Source organism: Pseudomonas sp. GL-R-26 (genome assembly GCF_019947365.1).
In the GTDB taxonomy this organism is placed as follows: domain Bacteria; phylum Pseudomonadota; class Gammaproteobacteria; order Pseudomonadales; family Pseudomonadaceae; genus Aquipseudomonas.
Genome location: NZ_JAGYGI010000047.1, coordinates 1 through 19,237 on the forward strand (window position 1 = coordinate 1; position 19,237 = coordinate 19,237).

Annotated in this window: 19 protein-coding genes; 5 read left to right on the forward strand and 14 right to left on the reverse strand. The window is 61.0% G+C overall.

What is annotated here, in order from left to right:
* Nucleotides 1-22 precede the first annotated feature (22 nt).
* Entirely contained in the window at nucleotides 23-799 is a 777-nt protein-coding gene (locus KGA96_RS27995; RefSeq protein WP_223466519.1) for an ABC transporter substrate-binding protein, read from the reverse strand.
* 441 nt (nucleotides 800-1,240) lie between these two features.
* Between KGA96_RS27995 and KGA96_RS28000 the strand changes: the two genes are divergently transcribed.
* Entirely contained in the window at nucleotides 1,241-1,978 is a 738-nt protein-coding gene (locus KGA96_RS28000) for a hypothetical protein (RefSeq protein ID WP_223515789.1), read from the forward strand.
* A gap of 150 nt (nucleotides 1,979-2,128) precedes the next feature.
* Here the strand turns inward: KGA96_RS28000 and arsH are convergent, their stop codons facing one another.
* The 4 genes from arsH to KGA96_RS28020 are packed head-to-tail and all read right to left on the reverse strand — an operon-like array spanning nucleotide 2,129 to nucleotide 4,989.
* Nucleotides 2,129-2,824, reverse strand: coding sequence for an arsenical resistance protein ArsH (gene arsH / locus KGA96_RS28005; protein ID WP_046040458.1), 696 nt, complete (start codon nucleotides 2,822-2,824; stop codon nucleotides 2,129-2,131).
* An 11-nt stretch (nucleotides 2,825-2,835) separates the two neighbouring features.
* Entirely contained in the window at nucleotides 2,836-3,306 is a 471-nt protein-coding gene (locus KGA96_RS28010; protein WP_046040461.1) for an arsenate reductase ArsC, read from the reverse strand.
* Between the two features lie 28 nt (nucleotides 3,307-3,334).
* On the reverse strand, nucleotides 3,335-4,618 hold the full coding sequence (locus KGA96_RS28015; RefSeq protein ID WP_046040462.1) for an arsenic transporter: 1,284 nt from the start codon (nucleotides 4,616-4,618) through the stop codon (nucleotides 3,335-3,337).
* A gap of 23 nt (nucleotides 4,619-4,641) precedes the next feature.
* Nucleotides 4,642-4,989: a metalloregulator ArsR/SmtB family transcription factor gene (locus KGA96_RS28020; protein ID WP_046040463.1), complete on the reverse strand. Its 348-nt coding sequence runs from the start codon at nucleotides 4,987-4,989 to the stop codon at nucleotides 4,642-4,644.
* Between the two features lie 159 nt (nucleotides 4,990-5,148).
* Here KGA96_RS28020 and KGA96_RS28025 point away from each other — a divergent pair, with 159 nt between their 5' ends.
* Nucleotides 5,149-5,652: a GNAT family N-acetyltransferase gene (locus KGA96_RS28025; protein ID WP_046040464.1), complete on the forward strand. Its 504-nt coding sequence runs from the start codon at nucleotides 5,149-5,151 to the stop codon at nucleotides 5,650-5,652.
* Nucleotides 5,653-5,694: 42 nt separating this feature from the next.
* Here KGA96_RS28025 and KGA96_RS28030 read toward each other — a convergent pair whose 3' ends face one another.
* The 8 genes from KGA96_RS28030 to KGA96_RS28065 all read right to left on the reverse strand — a co-directional run bounded on the left by KGA96_RS28030 (nucleotide 5,695) and on the right by KGA96_RS28065 (nucleotide 15,814).
* A complete protein-coding gene (locus tag KGA96_RS28030; RefSeq protein WP_046040465.1) occupies nucleotides 5,695-6,528 on the reverse strand; it encodes a DUF2950 domain-containing protein in 834 nt (277 codons plus the stop codon).
* Nucleotides 6,529-6,608: 80 nt separating this feature from the next.
* Complete coding sequence (locus tag KGA96_RS28035) at nucleotides 6,609-8,132, reverse strand: DUF3300 domain-containing protein (protein ID WP_046040467.1); 1,524 nt, start codon at nucleotides 8,130-8,132, stop codon at nucleotides 6,609-6,611.
* 156 nt (nucleotides 8,133-8,288) lie between these two features.
* Nucleotides 8,289-9,566: a flavohemoglobin expression-modulating QEGLA motif protein gene (locus tag KGA96_RS28040; protein ID WP_223515791.1), complete on the reverse strand. Its 1,278-nt coding sequence runs from the start codon at nucleotides 9,564-9,566 to the stop codon at nucleotides 8,289-8,291.
* A gap of 73 nt (nucleotides 9,567-9,639) precedes the next feature.
* Nucleotides 9,640-11,178 (reverse strand): DHA2 family efflux MFS transporter permease subunit, encoded by a 1,539-nt coding sequence (locus tag KGA96_RS28045; protein WP_223466525.1) that lies wholly within the window; start codon nucleotides 11,176-11,178, stop codon nucleotides 9,640-9,642.
* Nucleotides 11,171-12,250 carry an HlyD family secretion protein gene (locus tag KGA96_RS28050; protein WP_223515794.1) on the reverse strand — a complete coding sequence of 360 codons (1,080 nt, stop codon included), beginning with the start codon at nucleotides 12,248-12,250 and terminating at the stop codon, nucleotides 11,171-11,173. The genes KGA96_RS28045 and KGA96_RS28050 overlap by 8 nt, the downstream gene beginning before the upstream one ends.
* Nucleotides 12,243-12,707 (reverse strand): MarR family winged helix-turn-helix transcriptional regulator, encoded by a 465-nt coding sequence (locus KGA96_RS28055; protein ID WP_223515797.1) that lies wholly within the window; start codon nucleotides 12,705-12,707, stop codon nucleotides 12,243-12,245. Before KGA96_RS28055 ends, KGA96_RS28050 begins: the two co-directional genes overlap by 8 nt.
* A gap of 131 nt (nucleotides 12,708-12,838) precedes the next feature.
* Nucleotides 12,839-14,965, reverse strand: coding sequence for a TonB-dependent receptor family protein (locus KGA96_RS28060; protein ID WP_046040474.1), 2,127 nt, complete (start codon nucleotides 14,963-14,965; stop codon nucleotides 12,839-12,841).
* A 108-nt stretch (nucleotides 14,966-15,073) separates the two neighbouring features.
* Nucleotides 15,074-15,814, reverse strand: a complete 741-nt coding sequence (locus KGA96_RS28065) for a Mut7-C ubiquitin/RNAse domain-containing protein (protein WP_223466528.1) — start codon at nucleotides 15,812-15,814, stop codon at nucleotides 15,074-15,076.
* A 201-nt stretch (nucleotides 15,815-16,015) separates the two neighbouring features.
* Here KGA96_RS28065 and KGA96_RS28070 point away from each other — a divergent pair, with 201 nt between their 5' ends.
* The 3 genes from KGA96_RS28070 to KGA96_RS28080 all read left to right on the forward strand — a co-directional run bounded on the left by KGA96_RS28070 (nucleotide 16,016) and on the right by KGA96_RS28080 (nucleotide 18,575).
* Nucleotides 16,016-16,402, forward strand: a complete 387-nt coding sequence (locus tag KGA96_RS28070) for a YkvA family protein (RefSeq protein WP_223465041.1) — start codon at nucleotides 16,016-16,018, stop codon at nucleotides 16,400-16,402.
* Between the two features lie 275 nt (nucleotides 16,403-16,677).
* A complete protein-coding gene (locus KGA96_RS28075; RefSeq protein ID WP_223515800.1) occupies nucleotides 16,678-17,652 on the forward strand; it encodes a quinone oxidoreductase family protein in 975 nt (324 codons plus the stop codon).
* Nucleotides 17,649-18,575, forward strand: coding sequence for a LysR family transcriptional regulator (locus tag KGA96_RS28080; protein WP_223515802.1), 927 nt, complete (start codon nucleotides 17,649-17,651; stop codon nucleotides 18,573-18,575). The genes KGA96_RS28075 and KGA96_RS28080 overlap by 4 nt, the downstream gene beginning before the upstream one ends.
* A gap of 292 nt (nucleotides 18,576-18,867) precedes the next feature.
* Here the strand turns inward: KGA96_RS28080 and KGA96_RS28085 are convergent, their stop codons facing one another.
* A complete protein-coding gene (locus KGA96_RS28085) occupies nucleotides 18,868-19,122 on the reverse strand; it encodes a hypothetical protein (RefSeq protein ID WP_185754777.1) in 255 nt (84 codons plus the stop codon).
* Nucleotides 19,123-19,237 lie beyond the last annotated feature (115 nt).

Consider the following 19,237-nt stretch of genomic DNA (forward strand, 5'->3'; position numbering starts at 1 on the left):
GGTCAGGGGGCAGGGGTAAGGCTTACTCGCCGTAGATATCGAACGCGAAGTACCTGTCCATCACTTGCTGGTACTTGCCATTGGCGCGAATGGCGTCAATCGCCGCACTCAGGCGCGCAACGTTGGCACTGTCGCCTTTGCGCACGGCGATCCCGGCGCCTCGGCCAAAATATTTCGGGTCGTTGATGTCGGGCCCTGTGAGCGCGAAGCCCTGGCCGGCGGGTGTCTTGATGAAGCTCTCATCGGTGTTGACGATGTCGGCGAGGGTGGCGTCCAGACGACCCGAGGCGAGATCGAGGAAGGCTTCATTCTGTGAGCCGTAGCGCACCACGACGACGCCGGCTTTTTCCAGTTGCTCGGTGGCAAAACGATCGTAAGTCGAGGAGCGTTGCACCCCGACTTTCTTGCCCTTGAGGTCCACCAAGGGGTCATTGATCACGTTGCCGGCCTTCATCGCGAACTTGCCCGGCGTGTGGTAGTACTTTTTGCTGAAGTCCACGGACTTCATCCGGTCTTCGGTGATCGACATCGACGACAGCACGGCATCGATCTTGCGCACTTTGAGCGACGGGATCATGCCGTCGAACTCCTGAATGACCCACTCGCACTTGACCTTCATTTCTTCGCACAAGGCGTTGCCGATGTCGTAATCGAACCCGCTGACGTTGCCTTCGGGTGTCTTGAAGGAGAAGGGCGGGTAGGCGGCTTCGATACCGATACGCAGGCTGTCTTCGTCGGCATGTGCCAGGAAGCTGAAAGCGCATAGCGCCAGAGCACCTAGAAGTTCTGTCTTGTTCATATTGTTGACTCCCTGGAGGCATTTGGGGGAAACGGATGCCCGCCATCCGGGTTGGCGCGGTGGATCAGTCCTGTGATCGGCGAGGCTATAAATGACACAATAAAAATCAATATGCAAGATAACTGAAAATAAACATGTCAGATTGAGGCGTGATGATGCTCCAAATGGGTCAGGTTGAAGTTGTTGCCCAACCCATGCGTCAGATCCTGATTCTGTTTTTTTGAACTCGGGCTGAACGCACTTATCCAAAAAATGTGGGAATGTTTCCCGCGCAACGATGCCAACTGGCTTTCAGGGATCGTGCGGATACCGCAGTGGTTCGATAATGCTGCAGATTGATGGCCGTGCCGGTTGGCCGGCTGCTCCAATGGGCGGCCGGGAACTCACTGGACATTGCGTTCGATACGGAGATGAGTACGCAACTCCATGCGGAGGTGCATCATGCTGCTCAAGAAATGTTTGTTGGCTCTGGCCATCGGCGGAGTCCTGTCGGCATCGACTGTCCTGGTGCCTGATTACATCGGTAGTTTCTCCAGCGTGTATGCCAAGGATGGCGGCAGCGGTGGAGGCGGTGGAGGTCACGGCGGCGCTGGAGGTGGTGGTCACGGTGGTGACGGCGGTGGCGGTCACGGTGCTGGCGGCCATGGCGGAGAGGGTGGCGATCATGGCGCTGCAGGCCATGACGGCGACGGTCATGGAGGCCCGGGGCGCGGCGATGCTGACCATGGTGGTGTGGCCGGGAACAGAGGCCCGGGCAATGCCCATGACAACGACGCTGACGACGCTGATCACGATGCCGCCGATGCAGCCAGGGACGCTGCGAGGGCTGATGCCAATGCAGCCCGTGATGCGGCCAGAGCGACTGCGGATGCAGCCCGTGATGCGGCAAAAGCCACTGCAGATGCCGCCCGGGACGCCGCCAGGGCTGACGCGGACGCCGCCCGGGATGCCGCAAAAGCTGCTGGTGTAGCGGACGATGACGCAGACGCCGCCAGAGACGCTGCCCGTGCCGCTGCAGATGCAGCGAGGGACGCGGCCAAGGCCGACGCAGATGCCGCCAGGGATGCTGCCCGGGCTACCGCGGATGCCGCGAGGGACGCGGCCAAAGCCGAGGCGAAGGAGGCCAGAGAGAATGTGGCGGACGCCCCGGATTTCGACGCGGTTGAGGTCGAGAACTGAACCTGCACGTTCGCAATGAACACGGCAGGCATACCGTAGAAAACGTCCCGGGAGCTTGAGGGACGTATCGGCAAAGAGTCGCAAGCCCTGAAGCGTCGTGGGGTTTGCGACTTTTTTTCGGCTTTCGAGCCTGGGGGAACATTTCTACAGTCAGATCGACCGCTGATTCACGCGCTGAGTCAGTTCCTCTGCGGACTCTTTGCGCTCCGAGTAGCGGTCTACCAGATCGGGGCGATCCCGTAGCAGCAGGGTAAACTTCACCAGTTCCTCCATGACGTCCACCACCCTGTCGTACAGCGACGAGGGCTTCATGCGATTGGCCTCGTCAAACTCCAGAAAAGCCTTTGGCACGGAGGATTGATTGGGGATGGTGAACATGCGCATCCAGCGCCCCAGCACACGAAGCTGATTCACCGCATTGAAGGACTGGGAACCGCCGCAGACCTGCATGACCGCGAGGGTTTTTCCCTGGGTCGGGCGAACGGCGCCCAACGCCAACGGCACCCAGTCGATTTGCGCCTTGAACACCGCAGACATAGAGCCGTGGCGCTCTGGCGAACACCAGACCTGGCCTTCGGACCACTGCATCAGTTCGAGCAGTTCCTGGACTTTCGGGTGATCGGAGGGCGCGTCGTCCGGTAGCGGCAGGCCTGATGGATTGAAGATCCGTGTCTCGGCACCGAAGTGTTCGAGCAAACGGGCTGCTTCCTCGACCAGCAGGCGACTGAACGAGCGCGCACGGGTCGAGCCGTATAGCAGCAGGATGCGTGGCTTGTGCTGATCGTCGCCTCCATGGGCGATGGGCTGGGTCAGTGACGTGTCGAGATTGGGCAGGGGATGGGTCATGGGGGCTCCGGTCAAAGCGTGCCGATGCGGTCGAGTTCTCGCTTCAGCGCATCGCGGTCAAGTTGTGCAAGAGGCAGGTCGAGGAATGCCCGGCAGCGCGTTTCGATGTGCGCCAGGGTTGAGTGGAACGCCGTCGATACCGTCGCTTCATCGCCTTTGATGTCCGATGGGTCTTCCAGGCCCCAATGAGCTTTCAGTGCCGGCCCGAAGTACACGGGGCACGCCTCGCCGGCGGCCTTGTCGCAGACCGTAATGACGATGTCCGGTGGGTTGGCTTCGAAAGCCTCATTGCCTTTGCTGCTCAAGCCGTCGATGGCGATGCCGGCCTCTTGCAACGTGCTCAGGCTGCGGGGCAGCACCTGGCCCTTGGGGAAGCTGCCGGCACTGACCGCCTCAAAACCTTCAGGGGCGAGATGGTTGAACATGGCTTCGGACAGGATGCTGCGACAGCTATTGGCGGTACACATAAACAGAACGCGCATGGTGACTCCTCTTTGCAGTCGCACAGGGTTAAACGCTCAGGCGCAGGGCCAGGGCAGACAAGGTGATGAACAGAATCGGCAGCGTCAGGACCACGCCGACCTTGAAGTAGTAACCCCAGGTAATGCGGATGCCCTTGCGCTCCAGGACATGCAGCCAGAGCAGGGTGGCCAGGCTGCCGATGGGGGTGATCTTGGGGCCCAGGTCAGAGCCGATGATATTGGCGTAGATCATGGCTTCACGCACCACACCGGTGGCGTCGCTGGCCTGAATCGACAGGGCACCCACCAGTACCGTCGGCATGTTGTTCATGCCCGATGACAGCAAGGCCGTGATCAGCCCCGTGCCCAGCGCGGCGCCCCAGATGCCGAATTCGGCCAAGCGGTTCAGGGCCATGGTCATGTAGGTTGTCAGTCCGGCGTTTTTCAGCCCGTACACCACCAGGTACATGCCCAGCGAAAAGATCACGACCTGCCAGGGCGCCTCACGCAGCACCCGTCGCGTTGAAATCACATGTCCACGTGCCGCCACGGCGAACAGCAACGCGGCACAGACCGCTGCGATGGCGCTGATGGGAATGCCCAAGGGTTCCAGGGCAAACAGCCCGACCAGCAACAGAGCCAGGACAACCCAGCCGACGCGGAAGGTCAGGGGATCACGCACGGCGCGTCGCGGATCCATCACGTCATCGAGCGAGTAGTGCCTGGGGATGTCACGCCGGAAAAACCAGTACAGCACCACGAGCGTGGTCGCCACGGCAACGAAGTTGACCGGCACCATGATGGCGGCGTACTCGCTGAAGCCCAGGTCGAAGTAATCGGCCGAAACGATGTTGACGAGGTTGGAAACCACCAGAGGCAGGCTCGCCGTATCTGCAATGAAACCGGCCGCCATGACGAACGCCAGGGTAGAGGCTGGCGAAAAACGCAGTGCGAGCAGTATTGAAACGACGATGGGGGTCAGGATCAGGGCTGCGCCGTCGTTGGCAAACAGAGCGGATACGCCGGCCCCCAGCAATATCGTGAATACGAACAGGCGCCGCCCGTCACCCTTGGCCCAGCGCGCCACATGCAGTGCGGCCCACTGGAAAAACCCGGCCTCATCGAGCAGCAGGCTGATGATGATGAGCGAGATGAAGGTCGCGGTGGCGTTCCAGACAATGTGCCACACCAGTGGAATATCGTTCAGTGTCACGACGCCTGCCAGCAGGGCCAGGACGGCGCCCAGGGAGGCGCTCCAGCCGACGCCCAGGCCCTTGGGTTGCCAGATGACCAACACCATGGTGAGCAGGAAAATGCTAAACGCTGTAAGCATGCGAAGTCTCGATGAGTGAAGGGTCAGCAGCAGGCGGAAGTGTTGAGCGGACGGTCGCCCATCGCGGCAAGGCGAGTGCTGTCGTTCGCCAGCCAGTCGGCGTTTGCCTGCAAGGTTGTCTCGAGAACGTCGCGAACCCACGCGGGCAGATCAGGGTTGAGCCGGTAATACACCCACTGCCCCTGGCGGCGGTCGAGAAGCAGGCCACAGCCGCGAAGCTGGGCAAGATGGCGGGAAATTTTAGGCTGACTGTCGTCCAGGGCGCAGACCAGTTCACACACGCATAACTCGCCTTCACGAGTGATGAGCAAGGTGGCCCGGGCGCGGGTTTCGTCGGACAGGCATTTGAATACGGCGGCAGGATTGAGCATTGGCGCGGCTCGATACATATGGTTATTCGAATATACGATTTTCCATATGTATTATGCAAGCCGCTCGGGCTCGAGAAGGGGAAGGCTCGGCCCGGCCAGGTTGTTCAGGTATGAGATAGACTCGAGCCAATTCGGCACAAGGCACAGCAGAGGTGATGAATGGAATCATTTAGCGTACGCGAGCTGAAAGTGACTGACACTCAAGCGTTGCTGGCTTTCGAAATCCAGAACCGTGAATGGTTCGAATCCCATATTGATGCGCGCGCGCCTTCTTTTTACTCGTTGCAGGGTGTCGCCAATCATATCGAAAGCTATTTGTCCGATTTCGCCCTCGGCGCCTGGCACCCGTTTGTCATCGAGGATTGCAGTCAGAGGATCGTCGGTCGAGCCAATCTGAAAAGCATCGACTCTTCGACGGGTTCTGCGCAGGTGGGCTATCGGATAGCTCAGCGCGCGTGTGGCCAAGGGCTGGCAACACTGGCGCTGAGGCACCTGATCCAGGAGGCACGGATGCGCTGGGGACTTTCGCAACTGGTTGCGTTTGCCTTCAAGGAAAACGCCGGCTCCAGAAAAGTACTGGATCGGTGCGGATTCAAGCTTGAGCAACCCTCCTGTAACGACAACACCGGGGGCGAAGAGCGATTCGTCCTGTCGATCAGATAACTGCTTTCAACCGTTCTGAAGGCTTGTAGCAGGTCGCGCCTGCTACTCCTGATCTTCAGGCACCTCTTTCCAGCTGTCATCCGGATCAAAGCGCTTCATCGCCAGCGCCAGTTTTTCACTATCGGGTCCGAGGTCTTTTTCGAACACCTGGCCTTCATGGCTGATCATGAAACTCATCACGCCGGTGTCGTCGTACTTCGCTGGCCAGGCGATCAGCGCAAAGCCCCGGCTCATCTTGTCGCCGATCAGGTAGCTGTAGGCACCGCCCGGTGCCGAAGGACCCTGGCCATGAAGGATGCGGAAGCGGTAGCCGTGCCACTCTTCGTCGGCAATGGCTTTGCCGAACGAAGGCCCCAACGGGCTGATCTGGCCACTGTCGTCCTCGGCCCAGTAGAGTCCGTCGTGCTTGCCGGGGCTGCTGACGATTTTCTGCGCATACTCAAGGGCGCCATCATCGTCTCGATCCACCGACGCATAGTCCATCTGGGCGTCGTGATAGGCCAGTACCGATTGCACCGCGGCAAGTTCATTGCGGCCGATTTGACGGGTACGGATTTCGGCACTGCCGGCCTTCATGTCGAAACGCCAACCGTCCGCGGCCTTGGTCATGGGGATGGGCAGCGTCCAGTTCTCACTGCCAACCGCCAGGATGGCCTTGCGGTCGCTGGTGTTTTCAATGTGGTGTTGCTCGCGGTATTGCTGCAAGAACGCATCCACATCTTCGCGCTGCACGCCTTCGCGGGGGATGTAGCTGTGCCAATCGCTGCCCAGCAGTTCGGTCAGGCGTGCCTGGTCGGAGTGTTCGGTACCCAGTGCTTCGACAAAGGCTTCTGCTGCCTTTTCTGGCGTTGGAAAGGCCTGCTGTGCCGTCGCCATGCACGACCACAACAAGCCGGCGGCTATAACCAGGACATGAGGGAGCAAACCCGTGAGTCCCTTCAATCGAGGATGGTTTTTCAACGGCGGCCCCCCCTTTGACGCGCTGGTGGATTGGACGGCCGGCTGACCTGGTGACCGGCTGAGCGCGAGGCACTGGGGCGTTGGGCGGATGCCTGGCTGGCCCGGCCACGATTGGCCTGGACGTTGGCCTGTGACGGCGAGCGTGCGCCGGCGAACGCATTGTTGCGGGCACTGCCGGCACTGGCGGCGGGCCGATTATTGGTCGCTTGGCGCGTCTGCGCGGAGCCTTCTCTGCGCTGATTCGACTGGGCGCTCTGGTTCCTCGCCTGCTGGGTCTCTCTCCTGGGTTGCTGATTCTCCCGGGTGTTTCTGGCCGTGCCCTGGCTTCTGTCCGCCGTCTTTGGTCTGTCTGCACCGGCCTGCAGCCGATCGCCGCCTGCGGTTCCGGACTGGAGTTTGCGCGTTTGATCACGGGCTTCGCGGTTGCTGGTGGCTGGTCGTTCGATACCGTGCTTGTCCATTGAGGTGCGGGCATTTTCACGGGCCTGGGTGCGTTGGGCATTGTCCCCGCGATAGGCTTCGCGCTGATTGGCTCCGTTCAGTTGCCGGCCGTACTGTGCGCGGCTCGCATTGTCCCGATAGGGCACGCCATTGCGGTGCACCGGGTTGTGCTGCCATTTGTTGTTGGTGATCCGGTTGTTGCCGTTGATGTTGTTGTAGCGATTGACGTCGATGTCGACGTCGTTATTGCCCCAGTCACATTCACCCCACAACGATCCAACGATCGCCACACCGGCACCAAACGCGAGCCCGGCCATCAGCGCCTGGCCAGGGTAATAGGCCGGTGGCGGTGGATAGTACGCGGGCGGCGACGCCGGGTAGGGCCAGGTGCCGTAGGTGGTTGTCGGGTTATACGTGGGGACGTACACCACCTGCGGATCGGCAGGCTGAATGATGATGGTGGAGTTGCTGGCCGGGGCCGCTTCAGGGGCTGGAGCCGCGTTCGTGGTCGCCGGTGCTGGCGCCGCGACATTCTGGATCGTCACGTTCTGATACTGGTTGCTCTGCAGATTGCCGGCTGCCTGTGCCTGGCGACGCAAGCGTTGCGCGCTTTCCATGAGATCGTCGGGCTGCGCCAGGAAGGCATCACCCAGGCGTTGGACCCAGACAGGGTCCTGCCCAAGCAGTGCCAGAACCTGCGGGAAGGCGACCAGTGCCTGCACGCTCGGATCCCAGGGCTGGTTCGCCACCTGTTTGACCGCATCGTCACCCTTGGCGTCCGGGTGGGCTTTGGACCAGTTGACTGCCTCGCCGACTTCCCCGGGGTAGGTGGTGGCCATCAGCACCTGTGCAAACAGTGGGTCCGGGTATAGCGCAATGGGCGCCAGCATCTGATCCAGCTGTTCCTGGGTAAACACCGGATCCTTGGTCACCGGCGCGGCGGGCGCGGTAGTGGCCGCGCTTGCCGGTGCCGGAACCGGGGCCGGTGCGGCAGCGGTCCCATCCGTACCCAGTGCCAGGCAGGACGATCCGCTCAAGAGCAGTACAGCCGACAACGCGTAAAGTAATGGATTGTGCATTGCACCCCCCATGGGGTCAGGCAGGCTTGAAATGAGTGGATCGATCCCTGGCAGGTGAAGCCGACATTGCAAGCCACAGAGCCCGGCCTCGACACCGCTTCCTAATGGTAGCAGTTGATTCGAAGAGTCAAGGCTGCCTGTAAAATTGCCCCTCGATCACTGGGCGCTGGCATCGCTTTCGTGTTCTTCGGCGAATGCCATGAACACATCCAGGTCCAGCACATCCAGCTTGATCTGGGCGATGAACGCCGAGAAGGCCAGGTTGGCGGCCAGCAGGCGCAGGTCGCTGGCCCAGGCCGGAAGATAGACCGGCCCCTTGAGCCAGCCGGATTCGAACAGGGGCGCCAGGCGCACGGTGTCACCCAGGCTGAGGCGCCCTGCAAACAAATGCCCGACCAGTTCCGGCCGGTTATCGCGAATTGCGATACGCAGCAGGGTGTGGACGCCGAGCAACCCGGTCAGGTAAGCGGCATCCTTGGTGAAGGCCGAACCACCCCGCAGGTCGGCGCCGCGGAACACCCGTTGGGTTGAACGGAAGGATTCCTCTTCTGTCTGACCGGCCGCCAGAAAACCTTCGAACACCTGGATGAAATCGGCACCCTCCAGCGCCTGCTGGACGGCGAGCACGCGCAGGGCCAGGCGACGCAGGCGATTGATGTCCATGCTGCCGGTGAACAGTTCGGCCAGGGTGGCAATGCCTTCCTGGGTCTGGGTCGTGCGGGGCGCCCCCAGGCCCAGGCTTGTGAGGTTGGGCTGGCGCGCGCCGTTCTGTGCCGTGGCGACATGCACGAAGGCCTCGTGTTGCAACAGCTGTTGCTTGTCCAGCTCCGAGAACAGCGCGCTGGCCCGCAGGCGAATGCGGCTCGATCCGGCGATGGCCTTGGCGGCCAGGTTCGGATCGAGCACGACCGTGATCTGCCCGACGCCGAAGAAGCGGTCCAGTTCCGGTTGAATCCAGGCGGCGAACGCCTTGGCCGGGATCTCGGCCGGGCAGGGTGGAATCCGCGCACCGCCCAGCAGGGCGTCGGTGGTCTTGAGGAAGAACCGGGCCGCGTCGAGCATGCTCAGTTGCAGGCGTGTGTAATAGAAATCCGGGCGCCGGTACAGCGCCGACGAATACTGGGTAAAGGCGGGAGTGCCAATGGCCCCCAGCATGTGCCCGGCCGTGGCATAGCTACGGGCGGTCATGGCCAGGTAATTCCCGGCCGGATGCCCCACATCGCATTGACTGATAAAGGTTTCCAGGGCGGCGATGTCGGCGCTGTGGTCGCGAGGCTGCAACTCGACCCTGGGTAATTCGGCCCGCCCGCCGCGCCATTTCGCCAGGAAGTCTTCCTCGACTCCATCGGGCCAGGACAGGGCATCGAGCACGCGGATCTTGCGGGTCAAGCCGGGTAGGGCGGCATCGAGTTCGGACAGGGCGGCGGCGCTCATGGAGTTCTCCTTGAGGGACGAAGTGACGTTACAAAAGCTTAGTCGTCTCGCGCGGTTGTGTGTCGATCCGGGACTACTCCATGACCGCTGCCGGTTCTTCATGTGCCTGGGTTTTTGGGGTCTTGATAATCAGCAACAACGGCATGACCGCCAGTGACAGCAGCATCAGCAGCTTGAAGTCATCCACGTAGGCGATCCAGCTGGCCTGCACGTTGACCAGCGCGTCCAGGGTGGCGCGACCGGAGGCGGCCATCGGGTCCAGGTAGCTCTTGATCGAACCTGCGTCGAAGGCCCGGTTGAAGGGCGTGATGTAGGCACCGATCTGCTCGTGGTTGGCCTGGATGTTCTGGGTGAGCAGCACGGTCACGATGGAGATCCCGACGCTGGAACCGACATTTCGCGACAGGCTGTAAAGCCCGGTGCCTTCGGCGCGCAAGGAGGCGGGCAGGGTCGCGAAGGCAACCGTGGTCAGTGGCACAAACAGCATGCCCAGGCTGGTGCCCTGGATGAAGCCGACCCAGATGACGGTCTGCATCGACACGTCAGGCGTCCAGCCGGTCATCAGCCCCATCGACAGCGCCGACAAGCCCAGGCCCGACAACAATAAAAGGCGGGTATCGACTTTGCCCAGCAGTCGACCGGCGAGGAACATGGTCAGCATCGTGCCCAGGCCACGGGGGCCCATCACCATGCCGGCGGTCAGCACCGGATAGCCCATCAGGGTTTGCAGGTAGGGAGTCATCAGCGCCAGTGAGGCCAGGTAGGTGATGCCGACGATGAAGATAAAGACGACGCTGATCGCAAAGTTGCGATCCTTGAACAGCTTCGGGCTGATAAAGGGGCTGTCGGTGGTGAAGGTGTGGACCAGGAACACGTACAGGGCGACAGCGGCCACGATCGCTTCGACGAGGATTTCACCGGAAGCGAACCAGCCCAGCTGCTCGCCCCGGTCCAGAAACAGTTGCAGGGCCATGATCGCCACGCTCAGCGAACCGAAGCCGAGCCAGTCCAGGCGGGTCGAGGTGTCGGTGGTGGTTTCGCTGACGTAATAGACGATCCCGGCCAGCGCCAGCAAACCAATGGGCAAATTGATGAAGAACACCCAGCGCCAGCTGAAATTCTCGGTCAGCCAGCCGCCGAGCATCGGCCCCAGTACGGGGCCGACCATGACCGACACGCCGAACAGCGCCATGGCGGAGCCGCGTTCCTTGAGGCTGTAGATGTCCAGCAGAATGCCCTGGGACAGAGGCACCAGCGCCGCGCCCGCCAGGCCCTGCAGCAGGCGGGCGAGGATGATTTCTTCCAGCGACTGCGCCAGGCCGCAAAGGATCGACGAGACCACAAAGCCGACAATCGCCCACAGCAGCACGCGTTTGCGCCCGAAGCGCCTGGCCAGAAAGGCGGACGGCGGCGTCATGATTGCCGCGGCGACGATATAGGACGTCAGCACCCAGTTGATCTGGTCCGAACTGGCCGAGATGCTGCCTTGCATGTAGGGCAGGGCGACGTTGGCGATGGTGGTGTCGAGCGCTTGCATGATCACCGCGAGCACGACGCAAGCGGTGATCATCCCGCGATGGGCCACCGCTTCGGTCGGTGCCGGGTTATTCATGGGCCAGAGCCGGGGCCGGGGCCTTGCTCGCCAGCAGCCCCGAGAACAGGTGCGGCAGGCCACGGGCCGAGCCGGTGTCGATCTCGGCCTGCACGCTCATGCCGGTGCGCAGCGGTGGTTTTTCTCCGGCGTCATCGATGCTGATGCGTACGGGAATCCGTTGCACGACCTTGACCCAGTTGCCCGTGGTGTTTTGCGCGGGCAGCAACGAGAAGCTCGAACCCGACGCCGGGCTGATGCTGTCGACGGTGCCGTGCCACTGCACGCCGGGGTAGCTGTCGACGCTGATCTCGACGGACTGACCGGGCTTCATGTGGGTCAGTTCGGTTTCCTTCGGCGACGCCGCGACCCACAGGTGTTCGGCCGACACCAGGCTGATGCCCGATTGGGGTGGTTGCAGGTAGGAGCCGACTTGCAACGAATCAACGTTGGTCACGACACCGTCAAACGCAGCCCTGACCACCGAGTTGTCCAGGTTGCGCTGTGCTTCGTCGACAGCGGCCCGGGCGATCAGATACGTGGACTGTTGTTCGACGGGGGTTTCGATACTTCCGCCCAGTTGCGCCAGCACCATTTGCGCAGTGGCCCTGGCCACGGTGATTTTTTGCCGGGTGCTGTCCAGCGCATGCTTGGCATCGTCGTAGTTGGTTCTGGAAACCGCAGAGACGCTGAGCAGGGTTTGCTGGCGCTGGAAGCTGGCCTGGTAGTAGGCGAGGTCGATTTGCGCCTGGTCGATTTCGGCCTGCGCTTGCCTGTAATTGGCCTGGAGATTGAGGATCTGGTTGCGCACATTGCTCAACTGCGCCCTGGCACTGGCCAACGCAATCTCAAAGGGCTCCGGCTTCAGGGTGAACAGGACCTGGCCCTTGACCACCCGCTGGTTGTCCTTGACATCAACCGAGGCGACCAGCCCCGAGACATCGGTGGAGACACCGACATGATCGGCCTGGATGTAGGCATTGTCAGTGGAAATGACCTGCCCGCCCGAGATATACAGATAGCCGCCGAGCACCAGCGCGATGGGTAGCAAGGCGAAGAGCGTGGTGCGCACGAGTTGCCGTCTCTCAATCATGATGATGCTCCTGTTCTTCAACGGGAAGACTGCAAGCTTCGATCAGGTTGGACCTCATCCGCTTCATCATCTGCAGCAGCAGTTGTTCCTCCTCGGCAGAGAATCCGCGCGTGGCTTCCTGGCGAGTCACTCGGCCCATGTCACGCATGAGTTGCAGCAGCGGATGAGCCTGCTCCGTCAAAAACAGCAGGGACAGGCGTCGATCCGTAGGGTGGCGACGTCGCTCGACCAAACCGCGTTCGGCCATCTTGTCCAGCAGACGCACGAGGGTGATCGACTCCAGCTCCAGTAAATCCGCGAGCCCTTTTTGATGAATACCCTCGTTGGTCGACAGCATGGCCAGCACCTGCCACTGCGAGCGAGTGAGGCCGACGTGCCGCGCGCGTTGCTCAAACCGCTTGCGCATCAGCCGGGCGCTGTCATGCAGGGCAAAACCAAGGGTCAATGAGTCGGTCATGGTGACGTCTGCTGCGGAGGAGTTAGCTCATCATAGTTGAGCTTGTTATTAGTCAGCTATCTATATTTGCGGAATTATTCAGGTGAATCGATTCTCCCCGTGAACCTGCCTTTCGACCGGTAAACCCGGCCTCAGAGCAGACTCCACGACACCCCGACGTACATCGCCATGCCCTCGCCAGGGGTGGAGCGTGCCGCGTCCAGGCCTTTGTCGTCGTAGCCCGGCGTGACCGTGGCGGCATAGTGCTTGTCGGTCAGGTTGCGCAGGTCCAGCCAGGTCTGCCAGTCGCCCTTGGGCGCGTTGTAGCCCAGTGTGGCGCCGAATATGGCGTAGGGATCGGCGTAGTAGCTGTTGGCGTAATCGACCGCCACCTTGGACACCCATTGCGTGTTGACCGCGGCGAAAAAGCCTTGTGGCCAGTCGTAGCGCAGTTCGCCCTGGTAATAGTGCATCGGCAGGCCCGGCAGGCGGTTGTCGCCGAAGCGCTCATCGTCGCGGTAGTGGAAGTCACTGAAGGTATAGCTCTGGCGCAGGCTCAACAGGCCGCCATCGTCCGGCGACCAGAGGGGGCTCAGCAGGCTGGCTTCCACGCCCTGGTGCACGGTAGGGCTGGCGTTGAGTTCGTAGGGCGTGGTGGCGTTGGCGTCCGGCAGCACCGACAGCAATTCGTGGCGCACCTGGGCGTAGTACCAGGCCAGGCTCCACTGCCCCAGCGTGCTGTCACCGCGGCCGCCGATCTCTAGGGTGGTGGCGGTCTGGTTTTGCAGCGTGACCGGTTCGCGCTGGGCGCCCGTGGCAACGCCGCTGCCTGCGGGGAATCGGATGTTCGAGCTATAGATCAGCGACCACGGGTGCGGTGCCTCGACCGAGCGGCTGAGATTGCCGAACAGTTGCAGGTCCGGAGTCAGTTGGTAGCGCAGACCCACGCGCGGGGCGTAGTCCCAGTCGTGCAGGCTGGTCTTGCCACCACTTTGCGGGTAGGTGACATCGCTTTCACGGCGGGTGTAGATCGCGGCGAGGCCGGTGGTCAGCCACAGGTCGTCGGCGATCTCCAGGTCATTGCCGGCATGCAGGACCGTGTCCGAGCCCTGGTAGGTGAAGTTGCGGATCAGCGTGCCCGGTGCGTAACCGGCGGTGTTGCCGGTGGGGATGCGCACGAACTCGCTGGCACCGGCGTTGGGCAGGTGCTTGGTCATTCGCAGGCCCAGGGTGCTTTGGCTTTGCAGACCCCAGAGCGTGTCGCGACGCTTGTAGTCGAACGTGCCGCTGACGTCCGTGTACGCCACCTTCAGGCGGTTGGGGCCCTCGCTCAAGTCCATGGGATAGTCGTGGTAGACCAGGCCGGTCTGGATGCTCGAATCGTCATCGATGTAGTAGGTGGTCTTGTTGCCGATAAAGGTGCTGCCCGGTTCGTCGCGGTGGTCGTCCCGCGCCACATAGGCCGGGTTGGCCGCCCGTGGGTCATGCTCGATGGAGTGCTTGGTCACGCGTCCCGCGAGGTCGTTGTCGGTCTGGCGGTGGCGCAGGTAGAAGCGTGTTTCAAGGTTCGGGTTGAAGCGATAACCGAAGTTGGCGATGACCCCCTGGCTCTCGCTGGCCGTGTGGTCCTGGTAACCGTCGGCGTTGGCGTCGGTCATGGCCACGTAGTAATCGAAGTCACCCAGCACCTGTCCGGAGCTGACCTGACGCTGCTGATAGCCGTGACTGCCCATTGCGTAGCGTACCTGCAACTTCGGCGCGTCGTAGCCGGTATGGCTGACGTAATCGATGGCCCCGCCCAGGGCCAGGGCGCCCCAGTCGAAACCGTTGGCGCCGCGCAGCACTTCCACATGGTCGAGCCACAGCGGTTCCAGCAATTCGTAGGGCGTGCCGCCGGGGCCGGTCAGCGGCAGCCCGTCGAGCAGGGTGTACAGCCCCGAGGCATGGGCACCCGGTGCGCGGTTGATACCTGACCCGCGGATCGAGATTTTCACCCCTTCGTTACCCGCCGACTGGGCATAGATCCCCGGCTGGTAAGCCAGCACATCCTGGTTGCTGGCCACGCGGCCTTGCAACGGGCGGCGCATGTCGACCACGTTGGTGCCGCCGGGCACTTGGGCCAGCCGGGCCCTGGCGTCCTCGATCCCCTGATCTTCGTCGCTCTGGTCCTCGGCGCCAATCAGCACCTGTCCCAGCTCCAGGCCCTGAGCCTCGGTCATGGCCGGACAAACAAGGGCCAGGCCCAGCAGCGCAGCGGGCAAGGAATGAGGCGAGGGCATTGGGGAAACTCCAGACGTACGGAAACGGGCAATGAACAGTGCGACGCAAGAAGGAACGGAGGGAGCACATGGCAATTTTGTTATTTTTTGCCCGCCAAGGGCTGGCGGCTATCGGTTCAGCAGCGGTGCCAGCAATGCACACATACCGCGCCAGTGCGAACCTTCCCAGTAAACCCGTTGGCAGGCGTCGCAGCGCAGGAAGTGCGAATAGAGGGCGCCAATGCGTGGCGGCACCTGCGTGCGGGCCAGTTCCAGGCTGATCTCGTGCAGCGGCAGGTTGCAATGAAGGCACAGGCTGAATGGCCGCGCACTACGCGCCAGGTCGAGGCGCTCGTACAATTCGCGCAGCTGCAGCGACGGTTTCAGGGCATGCACATAACAGCCGTGGCTGATGATTCGCCGCTTGAGCAGTTCGCGGTCGCGGGTCAGCACGATGCGCCCTTGCTGCGCAGCGATCTCGGCGATCTCGCCATCCTCGAAGCCATTGTCGTAGAGAGTGTCGAAGCCGCTCATGCGCAGCAGGCTGGCCAGCCCGCCAAGGTGTGCATCAGCGACGAAACGCAGCACCCGTAAAGGTTGCGCGCGAACCTTCAGCAGCGGGCTGATGTCCAGCGCTTCGAACTTGGGATACACCGCCAACCGGTCACTGTCGAGGATCACCCGCTCCAGGCCCACCGACTCGCCGTTGAGCAGCACCAGTTCGACCTCGGTGTGCGGCACTCCGAGCGCCTCGATCATGTGCTTGACCGTGGCCCCTTGCGCGCACTGGCAGGTGAAGGGCTGCCGCCGCCGATCGGCCGGCAGGAAATCGTTGAGCTCATCAAAGAAGCGGAAAGTTGCACTGGTCATGTTGAACAGTATGGCAGGGCTGCGGGGGGAGCGTTCCTGGTCGGGACATCTTCTGAATCGCCCCTGAACTTGTAGACATTGAATGACTGTTGTTGGCTGATTGCTGCCTGTCACGACCGGTTGAATCCACTACCCATAGCAGTCAATCACCCAAGGCGCTACGCTCGCAGGCACGCTCCTTCAGGTACTGACAATTACGACATGAAACGCATACTTGATCGTTTACGCGGCTGGGCCAGAAAGCTAAAACGGCAAACCATGGTTCTCTGGTTTTGCTATCAGCATCCGCAGACACCTTGGTTACCCAAATGGATTTCGGTTTTTGTCGTGGCGTATGCGCTGAGTCCAATCGACCTCATTCCTGATTTCATTCCTGTGCTTGGATACTTGGACGACGTGATCATCTTGCCGCTTGGCATTCTGCTCGCTATTCGCTTGATGCCTGTGCAGGTGCTCGAGGAGTGTCAGGTCAAAGCGAGTGAGTGGGAGAAAAGCCAAGTGAGGCCGCCAGCGAACAGATTTGCTGCGGTAATCGTTGTATTTGTTTGGTTCGTTGCTGCGGGGATTTTGGGGGCTTACTTTCTTTGAATAGAAGTCGCGTCCCCATGACCGCTTCTGGCCGTTTGTTGCCTGTCACGAAAGGCAGCCACCAAGCCAGGCAGACTCACGGCGACAACCCTTGTTTTCTCAATAATCACAATGATCCCAGCATGCTCCACGTACTGACGCCTGCCATTCGCGATTACATTGCTGCAATCAGTGCATTAATGTCCTGCAATCACCCCATCTTGTTCATCAGCAGGTCAGTTCTCACACTGAGGCCACTTGTTTGATAGCGGCTTCTGACTGAAGGAGAAATGACCATGGTATCTGCGATCCGGTTTAACCAGTTCGGCAACCCTGAAGTACTGAACCTGGAGACACTGAGCGAACAAACGCCAGGCCAGGGCGAGGTCTGGCTTGAGCAAGAGGCTGTAGGTGTCAACTTTATCGACGTTACCCAGCGCAAGGGGGCGGTGCCCATAGCGTTGCCATCCGGGCTTGGGCTGGAAGGCGCTGGGCGTGTCGCAGTTGTGGGGGCGGGTGTCAGTAACGTACGAGTAGGGGATCGCGTGGCCTATGCCACCGGCCCTATCGGTTCCTATGCTTCGGCCCGGATTTATCCGGCAGAGCGGCTGGTCAAAATTCCGGATTCGCTGTCGTTCGATGATGTCGCAGCCGTCATGTTCAAGGGCATCACTGCGCAGTACCTTTTGAAAACCACCTATCCCGTAGGGCCCGGCACAACCATGCTCCTCTACGGTGTGGCTGGAGGACTGGGGGAAATCATGGTGCCGTGGGCAAAACACTTGGGTGCCACCGTGATCGGCGTGGTTTCAAAGCAGGCCAGTGTCGAGAAAGCCCAGGCGTCGGGATGCGATGAAGTGCTGGTGTTCGATGCTGACAACCTGGCTTGCGAAGTCGCTCGTATCACCGAGGGTAAAATGGTCGACGTCGTCTATGACCCGATAGGGCGAGTTTCTTTCCAGGCATCCCTGGATTGCTTGCGACCACGGGGTCTGATGGTATCGTTTGGCGCTTCATCGGGTGCGCCGTCAGCCGTGGAGTTGTCGACACTCAATGCCAAAGGCTCTCTGTTCCTCACTCGTCCTTCGTTGGCAGCCCATACGGCGAGCGCTTCCGAGTACCAGGAGCGAGCACAGGATGTGTTGGCCGCCATCGGTGCGGGTATTATCAAACCTTCGGTCCGGGCAAGCTACTCTCTGGCGGATGCAGCATTGGCGCATGCGGACCTGGAGTCGGGGCGTTCATCGGGGGCGATCATTTTAAAACCATGAATCTTGATGTTCTGAACAATCAGCACAGTGACGAAATCGCTGCGTTTCTGGCCGTGGCCTCGCAAGGCTCATTTGTCGGGGCTGGCCGGCTATTGCAGCGACACCCAACCGTCGTCTCAAAGCGACTCGCCGCAATGGAAAAACGCCTCGGCGTTCGGCTCGTGGAGCGCTCCACCCGGCAGGTTCGAATGACTGAAACAGGCGCCAGGTTGGAGCAGCGCCTGCGCTCGGCCATCGAGTTGATGAATGAAGCGCAGCAACAAGCGTCCGAGGGCGCCAGCGAAATCCGCGGTACGTTGCGCCTTGCATTGCCGGCAGCCATGGGCAGGCGTTGGCTTGGCCCGATGCTGCCGGAGTTTCTCAAGGCTCATCCGCATGTCTCGATCCTTGCAGACTACAGCGAGCGTCTGGTCAACATCATCGATGAAGGTTTTGACGTGGCGATCCGAATCGGAGAGTTGGAAGACAGCCGGTTGATCGCCAAAAAACTGAGTGACCATCGCCGGATACTCTGTGCCTCGCCTGCTTATATCAGGCAGCACGGCATGCCCGAAACGCCACAGGACCTGATCAGGCACAACTGCCTTCGCTTCAGCGGCCTTGCGTCTTTTCCCCAGTGGAGACTCCATCGCGGCAATGAACTGCAGACGATTTCTCCCAAAGGAAACATGACGGCCAATGACAGCGAATCATTACTGGCAGCGGCCCGCGCCGATACGGGAATACTGGGGGCAGGTGACTGGTTGATGAGTCGTGATATTGCTGCCGGGAGGCTGTTGCATGTCCTTCCCGACTGGCAATTGGATACCGCCGGTGGGGTCTATCTGGTCAGGCCATCGGCCAGGTTTCCGGGCGCGGTGGTCGTCGCCTTCAAACAATGGATCGAGTCAAAGTTCATCCCCGCGCCCCCATGGGACATTTGACCGGTTGACCTTCAGTTCCGAACTGACCGACACATGGCTGCCGGTCATGTGTGTTTACAAAATCAGGTGGTGATTCACTTTTTCCATTGGATCAAAGCCAATACAGGGTAGCTGCGGACCACAGCCAGCCGATGCAGAGGGTGATAGCAAGGTAGATCGCCACAATCATCAGAGGCTGATTCCACATGACACACCTCCCATAACCGCTTTTTTTACAGGGGGGGCCTGGTAAATGGGCGCTCGCACGAGCAATACCGCAATCATCAAGCCATTTGAGTGAAAGACGCATTTGTCAGAACACTCCAAGGGTGAACTCCATCGCCAGTACAGCGGACAACGCCAGCGTCATCACCAACACAATAAACATCAGACTCAACTCAGCGAGCTGCTTGTAAAGTGGCATCGGCCGTTTCGTGATTCGAGCCATTGATCTATTAGTGGAAGCCATCACCCCATCCTCACGTTTGCGTGGAACACGCACCACAGGCTTGACCTGGGCAACAAGGCGATGGAACTGCATGGTGGTGTCGCTCGTTTCATTTTTCACCCCTCGCGTCATGCCTAATCTGGCGAGCCCCGCCGTTTCCATGATGTCCGGGACGACAGCTGTTGCGGGTATCAGGTGCGGTGCAACTAATGAGCCATTTCAATAGGGCGAAGAA